Source organism: Streptomyces sp. NPDC058086, assembly GCF_042885015.1.
Taxonomy (GTDB): domain Bacteria; phylum Actinomycetota; class Actinomycetes; order Streptomycetales; family Streptomycetaceae; genus Streptomyces.
The window spans coordinates 1-8079 of sequence record NZ_JBHVST010000207.1 but is presented as its reverse complement, the minus strand read 5'-3'; the positions used below and the strand labels follow the sequence as shown (position 1 = coordinate 8079).

General features: G+C 69.0%; 6 protein-coding genes and 1 pseudogene. 3 read left to right on the top strand and 4 right to left on the bottom strand.

The features are described 5' to 3' along the window. Window positions 1-56: 56 nt before the first annotated feature. Complete coding sequence (locus ACFVWD_RS56490) at window positions 57-467, bottom strand: hypothetical protein (protein WP_389606839.1); 411 nt, start codon at window positions 465-467, stop codon at window positions 57-59. Between the two features lie 366 nt (window positions 468-833). On the opposite strand from ACFVWD_RS56490, the gene ACFVWD_RS56485 reads away from it, so the two are divergent. Further along, on the top strand, window positions 834-1370 hold the full coding sequence (locus ACFVWD_RS56485) for a hypothetical protein (RefSeq protein ID WP_389606837.1): 537 nt from the start codon (window positions 834-836) through the stop codon (window positions 1368-1370). Window positions 1371-1616: 246 nt separating this feature from the next. Here ACFVWD_RS56485 and ACFVWD_RS56480 read toward each other — a convergent pair whose 3' ends face one another. Together ACFVWD_RS56480 and ACFVWD_RS56475 are read right to left on the bottom strand one after the other, a co-directional pair. Continuing rightward, window positions 1617-2939 carry an RNA-guided endonuclease InsQ/TnpB family protein gene (locus ACFVWD_RS56480; protein ID WP_389606836.1) on the bottom strand — a complete coding sequence of 441 codons (1323 nt, stop codon included), beginning with the start codon at window positions 2937-2939 and terminating at the stop codon, window positions 1617-1619. Between the two features lie 349 nt (window positions 2940-3288). Further along, window positions 3289-4236 carry a DUF5996 family protein gene (locus ACFVWD_RS56475; protein ID WP_389606834.1) on the bottom strand — a complete coding sequence of 316 codons (948 nt, stop codon included), beginning with the start codon at window positions 4234-4236 and terminating at the stop codon, window positions 3289-3291. A gap of 231 nt (window positions 4237-4467) precedes the next feature. On the opposite strand from ACFVWD_RS56475, the gene ACFVWD_RS56470 reads away from it, so the two are divergent. Beyond that, on the top strand, window positions 4468-5322 hold the full coding sequence (locus ACFVWD_RS56470; protein WP_389606833.1) for an NmrA/HSCARG family protein: 855 nt from the start codon (window positions 4468-4470) through the stop codon (window positions 5320-5322). A gap of 253 nt (window positions 5323-5575) precedes the next feature. Here the strand turns inward: ACFVWD_RS56470 and ACFVWD_RS56465 are convergent. Continuing rightward, window positions 5576-7004 (bottom strand): annotated as a pseudogene (locus tag ACFVWD_RS56465) (multiprotein-bridging factor 1 family protein); the annotation flags it as partial. A 224-nt stretch (window positions 7005-7228) separates the two neighbouring features. On the opposite strand from ACFVWD_RS56465, the gene ACFVWD_RS56460 reads away from it, so the two are divergent. Beyond that, on the top strand, window positions 7229-7963 hold the full coding sequence (locus tag ACFVWD_RS56460) for a hypothetical protein (RefSeq protein WP_389606831.1): 735 nt from the start codon (window positions 7229-7231) through the stop codon (window positions 7961-7963). The last annotated feature ends 116 nt before the right edge of the window (window positions 7964-8079 follow it).

The window sequence follows — 8079 nt, the reverse complement described above, 5'->3', positions numbered from 1 at the left end:
CACCGCGCACCCCGCACCGCCGGGGACGACGTTTCCCAGTCCGGCCCTAGCGGCTGCTATTCATTATTGTTGTTGCCGTTGTTTCCACCGATATTGTTGTTGCCGTTGTTTCCACCGATTTTGATGAACTTGACATTCTTGGTCATCTTGACGACCTTCTTGATCACGACGCCGTCGGAATCCTTGGTTATTTTGGTCGTCTTGGTGATCGTGGTGATCTTGAGGCCGTTGATGGTCAGTTCCTTCTTGACCGTCGTTTTGGTGGTGGTGGTCGTACTGTTCTTGACCAGCCCCGTGATCTCGGCGGCCTGATGGCCCTGATGACTTGCCGCGACCGTGGCCACGGTCCCGGTGTGCGGCGTCGCCGGGGCGGCGAAAGCGCTGGAGGGTATCAGCGCGCCTCCTGCCGCCAGGGCGGTCGAGGCGGCAAGCACCACAAGGCGCTGGGTACGGGAAGTACGGGTCATGGGAATTCTCCTCCGTGAGAAATGATCAGGGTTTTCCGAACAGTCCTGATAATCCGCGGCCATTCGGTGGGGGCCCAGCTGCTGTTGAACGGGCCCGCATCTCCATTAGGCGCCGGCGGACGAAAGGAGTCATGCCCCTGGAATACGTGACAGGAGAACTCGGGACTTGACGGACGACGGCAGCTCCGCTGCGGGCGTACGGCACATCAGGGGCCCAGAGCCGGGGCGGGCCGGGTGCGGGCTAGCCTGGCAGCTCCGGACTGGATCACCACCGGACACCTGACCGCCCGGTGCCGGCGGAGCACCCCCGCTGCTGTCCGTCCGGGACAGACGAGATCCGGGACAGACGAGAACGGAGCAGCCGACGTGAGCGACGCCCAAGCCAGCACCCAGGAGGGAGCCGTGGCACCGGCGGCCGATCTGCTTGAACGGATACGACGGCACCGGCGCCACACGCTGGAGCTGCTCACCGTCTGCGCCCTCGGTCTTGTCCCGTGGACGGTCCTGCTGGCGATGACGCTGCCGTCCGTGTACGAGGTCCGCCAGTGGCGCGTGACCTGGGTCGGATTCGACGCCCTGCTCATGGTCGCGATGGCGGCCACGGCGCTGCTCGGGTGGCTGCGGCACCGCGCTGTGATCGTGTCGGCGACCGCGACGGCGGTGCTGTTGATCTGCGACGCGTGGTTCGACGTGTCGCTCGCTTTCGGCACCTCGGGGGTGTGGCTGTCGGCGGTGCTCGCGGCGTGCGTCGAACTGCCGCTGGCCTTCTATCTCATCCGCCGGGTGACGGGGATGATCTCGCTGGCGCAGTGGCCCACCGCCAAGGCCGCCACCGACAGCAGCAGGCAGCCTGCCGGCCGGGCGCCTGAACTCGTCCCGCCTCCCCCGGAGGAGACGGCATGAGCTGGCAAGTCCTGCCCTGACACCCGTCAAGGCCTGAGCTCCACCCCAGGGCTCACTAGCAGTCCTGGACCGGGTTGGGTTGGTTTCGGTGTAAAGCGCGGCGTCTTTCATGAATCCCAGCTGTCCGCTGTCAGCGACCGTCATTAGCCACCGGGTCGGGTGCGGTCCGCTGCAGGCTGGCAGGCCTGGCCTGGCCGTCTTCCTTGCATTGAAGTGCTCTCCCGGCTGAAGCCGGGAGATTCCCACCTACCTTGCGGTGGTGGGCTTGACGCGTTTCCGCGCCTGACGACTGCACCTTCCGGCAGCCGGGATCGCCACATGGCCAATCCGGTACAAGTGCAAGATGTTCCGGGCCGCGTTCCAGTCAGCGTTCGCCTCGAAGCCGCAGCCGGAGTTCTTACACACGAACGTGGCCTGGCCCTCCCGGCTGCCGGGCGTGGTGAAGCCGCAGGCCGAGCAGCGCAGAGAGGTGCCGGGGGCGGGAACCTTGTGGAGGGTGCCACCGCGATGGGCGAGCTTGTACATCAGCATCGTGCCCATGCGGCCCCATGCCTCTTGGCCGATGGAACGGTTCAGGCCGGCCTTCTGCGCGACGTTCTTCCCCGGCTCCTCGATGGTGCCCCGGGCGGACTTGACCATGTTCGTGATGTTGAGCTGTTCGACCACCACCGTGCCGTACTGCTCGGCGATGCGGGTGGTGGTCTTGTGCTGCCAGTCAACGGCTCGGCGCGTGGCTGTTGCGCGGAGCTGCTTGATCTGGTCGTAGGTGTTGCGCAGGCGGTTCGAACTGCGCTCGCGCTTCTTACGGAAGCTTTTGCGGTGCGCTGCGCGCTGCTCCAGGAACCGGAGCTTGGCCTTCTCCTCGCGATTGAGCCACTTGTCGCGGTCGGCAGTTTTGTCCGGGAGGCGGGCGGGGCGGCCGTGGTCGAAGTGGTTACCGTCGGAGAGGGCCAGGGGCAGGTTCACTCCGGCGTCGATGCCGACCTCGGCCCCCTGGTGAGGTTCCGGTTCGACTTCGAGGATCTGGACGCGGAAGGCGATGTGCCAGCCCAGCGCACCCTTCACCAGCCGTGCGCCGGTGATCCGACTGTCCTTGGTGGCGCGCTTGCCCACAGGCAGATCCCTGGTCCAGCGGAAGCGGACCCGGCCCACCTTGGGGAGGTTGACCATGCCCCAGCGGCGGTGCACGCGGACGATATTCAGGTCCCGGCCCTGCGGGATGTCCACCGACATGACGGAGCGGATGCGGGACTTGAAGTGGGGCGCGTCGGCGCGGCCGTCCCAGCAGTTCTTCCACGCCTGGAAGTACGCCTTCAGTACCGCCTGGGCAGCCTGCGCGGGAAGGACGGCGAGCCAGTCGAGGTCCTTGCGGGCCTGGCGGATCGCAGCGTCCGCCCGCGCCAGGGAGCGCTTGTGCTTCGGCAACATCGTCCACCAGTCGTGGAGCAGGTTCCACATGGTGCGGGACACGTGCGCCTGGTCGTCGATGACACGGACCTGGGCAGGGGTCAGCGCGAGCCGGGCACGGTGCCCGAACTGCCGCTTCCTCCATACACATTCCGTAGTCACGCGATCACCATATCTTTTGATCCATCTCACCGCGGTGGAATCCAAATCCCCATGTATGCACCGGTCGTCATGTCGTCAACGGCGAACAGGACCATGTGCTCCTTCTCGTGCACCATCCGCCCCAGGCGCACCCAAGGTGCAGCTCTCCAAGCTGGTCAACAGCCTCAAGGGCGCCTCGGCTCGCAGGCTCCGCCAGGAGTACAGCAGCGAGTACGAACCCGTTCGGTCGCATACCGAGAGTGCACCCATCCCACACACGCCCGCACCCTGAACACGCTGCCGGGACGTGTCCCGGCTTCCCGGCTTCACCACCGCCGCCGCCCGACGCGAGCGTGCCGCGCCCGTCCGCCTACCGGCGCTGTCGCCACCGGTTCGGGTCCTCCTCCAGGGCCGCCCGGTCCCAGCCGCCGTGTTCCGCGGCAGCCTCGTAGGTCGTGTGCAGGAAGCCGGCCAGTGCCCGGTCCGGGTCGGCCGCAGTGCGCACCGCCTCGTACGGCAGAAGGAACTGGCCGAAGTCAGGGTTGTAGAACGCGTCGGCCGGGGTGACCGGGTGGCCGGCGAAACCGCCCGGCTCGGGATAGGCGTACGAGTAGAAGGCTCCCTCTTCACCGCCGCCGGGCCAGAAACCACAGCTGCTCAACTCGCGGGAGTAGCCCTCCACCATCACCCAGTCACCGCAGTTCGGGGCCCCGCCGGGATGCGGCGGCGCCGCCCGTCCCGAGAACCTCGTGCAGGCCAGGTCCATGGCGCCCCAGAAGAAGTGCACCGGGCTCACCTTGCCGGCGAAGTACGAGCGGAACTCCCCCAGCACCCGGTTGGCCTGCAGCAACTGCCGCCAGAAGAGCTGCGCGGCCCTCGGGTCGTAGGAAGTGTGCCGGTCGTCTTCATCGAAGGGGATCGCCGGGTCCACCTCGTTGGGAGACGCCTGGATCTTTGTCTCGATTCCCAGCTCGCTCAGGGCCCGCATCGTCTCGCGGTAGAAGTCGGCCACCGGCCTCGGCTCCAGGGCCACGCCGCGGTCGGCGCCGTCGCTGCTGCGGATACGCAGCTGATGGTCGAGGAAGTCGAACTCGATGTCGAAGACCCCTGAGCGGTAGGGGATCGCCGATGTGGTGAGGCCGCGCGGGCTGACATAGAAGGTGACCTGCCACCAGTGATTGACCAGGGGCGCGTGGGCCAGCCGGATCTTGCCGACGATCTGGGTCCACATGTGCAGTGTGTCCCGGGTCTCGGTCCAGTCGGCGACGCGCAGCCGCGGCCACACCGTCCGCGACGCCCCATCGGAGATCACGGCCACAGCACACTCCTCCCAGGACAGCCGGCCGATACCGACCACGCTGCCCTCAGCCGAAGAATCAGGCAACCCGGCAGGCAAGTCGGCAGGCAGCACGGCGCGCCTCACCGGCAACGGGACCGGGACGCTTGCATGCTCCACGAGCAGCCGTGCGTCCGCATCGCAAGAAGTGATCCAGCGGCTCGGTCCCGCCAGCGGCGGGGCCTTAGGGGCCGATCGGAAGGAGCTTTCCTCTTGAATGTCGACCAGTCGGTGCTGGTTCTCGGGGCGACCGGGGGGCAGGGCGGCGCCGTCGTCAGCGCGTTGCTGTCCCGCGGCGCCGCCGTCCGTGGCCTGGTCCGCAACCCTCGATCCGCTTCGGCCCGGGGTCTGGCCGCACGCAACGTCGAGGTGGTGGGCGGAGATCTCATGGACCGCGAGTCCCTGGCCTCAGCCATGCGGGGCGTAGCCGGTGTGTTCGCGATGACCACGCCCTTCGAGTCAGGACCGGCCGCCGAGATCGCACAGGGCCGGACCATTCTCGCCGCCGCCCGTCATGCTCGGGTGCCACACCTGGTCTTCAGTTCCGTGGCAGGTGCCGACCAGGACACCGGCGTGCCGCACTTCGAGACCAAGGCCGTCATCGAGCGGGAACTGGCGGCAGGCGAGGTGCCCTACACGATCCTGGGGCCCACCTACTTCTTCGACAACGCCCTCGGCGACGAGGACCGGATCCGCCAGGGGGTGCTCGATCTGCCTCTGCCGCCGGACCGTCCGCTGCAGCAACTGGCACGCCCCGATCTCGGCGAGTTCACCGCCGCCGTCTTCGCCGCGCCCGACGCGTTCGCCGGACAGCGCATCGAGCTCGCCGGTGACGCCCCCACACCCGATGACATGGCAGCCGCGTTGAGCACGGCACTCGGTGGGACCGTTCGCCACAACGAAGTGCAGCTCAACGAGATCGGCAACGACGACATGCGAGCGATGTGGACGTTCCTGCGCGGCCCCGGCTACCGCGTCGACCTGCCGGCGCTGCACGCCGCCCATCCGGATCTGCGCTGGACGTCGTTCGCCGGCTGGGCCGAAAACACCTTCTCAACGACACCGTGACATGCTGCCTTGTCCGCGGGTCCTTGGCATGCCCTGCACCAGCCACCGCGTGGCGACAGCGCGGTACTGCTTCCACTCGCTGACGCACCGCTCGACGGCACTGCGGCGGCAGATCCACGGTCTGCCCGAGGCGTGCCGCCGGGTGCGCCCGGGAAGCCCGCCGTGTTGGAGGTGCGCGGTTCCGGGCGCGCACAGCGGGCCTCCCGGCCGCACCGTTCTCCTGCCCCGCTCCCCCGCCACCTGCGCGGGGCAGCCCCATCGCACGGACGAGGGTGAGGCCCTCCTCGTACGCCTTGAACGCCTTGGTCCAGAGGTTCGCGAAGGCCTGCGAGCGGATGAGGTGCATCCAGTCGGGGCGGTACAGCTCGCGGTTGTAGTTCGACTCCCCCATCGTCGACACGAACTTGGAGTACATCGCCTTGACGTATTCCAGGGTCACCTCGTCGTCGGTGTCGATCGCCCTGTCCCTGGCGTCCTTGAGGGCGATGCGGAACTTCCCCAGGAGGTTCTCCGTCGCGCCGGAGGTGAACGACTCGTGGATCTGGGCCCGTACTTCGGGGAGGACAGGCGCAGCAGCAGGCGCAGGGTGGGTTCGGTGACCCACAGGGGGCCCGGTTCGTCCCTGCTGCCCAGGGGGTTGGGGAGCGTGTGCTCGTGCTCCCATGCCGGGGGTGTGATCAGGTGGACTCCGGCGCGGCGGCGGTCGTGAGGGTGGCCGGTGGTGTGTTCCAGCTGGCCGATCGGCAGGTGGGTCTTGAGTGCGGAGAGGTAGGCGCCGTTGATGTCGAGCGCCGTCACCTCGTGTCGTCCCGCGGGGAGTTCGGGCCGTGTCCATTTCGGGCGGGCCTCCCAGATCTGGTCCGCGCCGCGGGCGGACTGCTTGCGCAGGACGTCCGGGATCCAGGGGTGCGCCACGATGTCGTAGCGGCCGCCTTTGCGGGTGGTGTCCAGCAGCGCCATCGCGTCCGGGATGGCGCGCTTGAGCAGGGCCGCGGTGGCCGCTTCCAGGTCGCCGGCGTTCTTCGCGAGTGCGGCACTCACGGCGTCGCCGATCAGGTCCGGGAGCTGGGCGGCGCTCTGGGCGCGGCGGCCGATGGGCACGAGCGGCGCGCTGCGGCCGCCGGGGGCGTCAGGGGCGGGGCGGGGTGTGTGCTGCGCCGGGGCGGGCGGCCGCGCGGCGGGTTTTGCGGGTGCGGTGGTGGGGGCGGGTGCGGTGGTGGGGGCGGGTGCGGTGGTGGGGGCGGGTGCGGTGGTGGGGGCGGCCTGGGTGCATTCGGCGGGGTCCAGGTGCTGGGGGTATCCGGCGACCTCGTGGAGGGCGGGGTGTCCGCACAGTACGCAGGGTTGCGGCGTGGTGAGTTCGCCCTGCTCTTCGTGGTGCGGGCCGGCGGGTGCCGGCTCGGGGGCGGTGGATGCCGGCTCGGGGGCGGTGGTGTCTCGGGCGGTGATCTTCGCGTCGGCGCCCTTGAGGAAGTAGGCGTGCTTCTCGCGGGTCTCGCCGCTGGGGTCGCGGCCGGATTCCCAGCCGGCGACCGTGGACGGGCTCACGCCGAGGGCGCGGGCCACTTCGGCGCGCGAGAGGCCGAGGGCCGCGCGCGGGGCCCGCCGTTGTCCGGCCGGCGGGAGGGGGCGGGTTCGGCGGCGGCCGCGAGCAGTTGGTCGATCGCCTCGAAGTCGTTCATGCCACCCCCGGGCCCCGGTGCACCATGCCGGTGTCGTCGGCGCCGGTGGCGGTGACCGTCCAGGAGCAGCCGCGGTCGGTGCGGGTCCGGAGGGTGTATGTCAGAGGCGGCAGCATGTGTCCTTGTACTGGTGTCGATGCCTACTGGTGGGGCTGGTCGGCATCGGCGCCAAATGTATCGGGGCCCGTTCGAAGGGGCGGGCTTCGCCGAGGACAATCGTCGCCATGAGTGACGGTACGGATGATGCCGAGAGCCGCCTGGCGCGGATCGAGCGGCTGCTGGAGAGCGGTGAGCGTGAGGTGGCGCCCGCGTGGCGGCGGGCGACGCGGGGTGAGCCGCGCTGGGCGGTGACCGCGGTGATCCTGGTGGCGGTCGCTCTGCAGTGGATGCTGCCGCACCGGCTCGCCTTCCATCCGTACTGGGCTTTGCCGGCCCTGGAGTTGGTGCTGCTGGCCGGTCTGATCGCGGCGAATCCCCGGCGGGTCGAACCCCGCACCCGGTGGCTGCGGTGGTGGGGGCTGGCTCTGACCGGTGTGATCAGTCTGGCCAACGGCTGGTCGGCGGTCCGGCTGGTGGCGGGTCTGGTCAACGGCACCGCGGCGACGGAGGCCGGGCCGCTGCTGCTGACCGGCGGCGGTATCTGGCTGACGAACGTCATCGTGTTCGCCCTGTGGTACTGGGAGTGGGACCGCGGCGGGCCGATGGCACGGGTCCGCGGCCAGAGTCAGTACGCCGACTTCCTCTTCGTACAGATGCAGAGCCCGCAGACCGCGCCGCCGGACTGGGAGCCGGCGTTCCTGGACTACCTGTATCTGTCGTTCACCAACTCCACCGCCTTCAGCCCGACCGACGTGATGCCGCTGTCGCGGTGGGCCAAGATGCTGATGATGCTGCAGTCCTCGGTCTCCTTGGTGACGGTCGTGCTGGTGGTCGCCCGGGCCGTCAACATCCTGAAGTGACTCCTCCCCGTCCTGAAGGACGGGGCTTCTCGCTATGCCGGGTTGGCGTTGCGACGGACCAGCCCGGCCCGTAGAACGTTGGTGGCTCCCACTGTGTCGGCGTGCGCGTGGTGGCC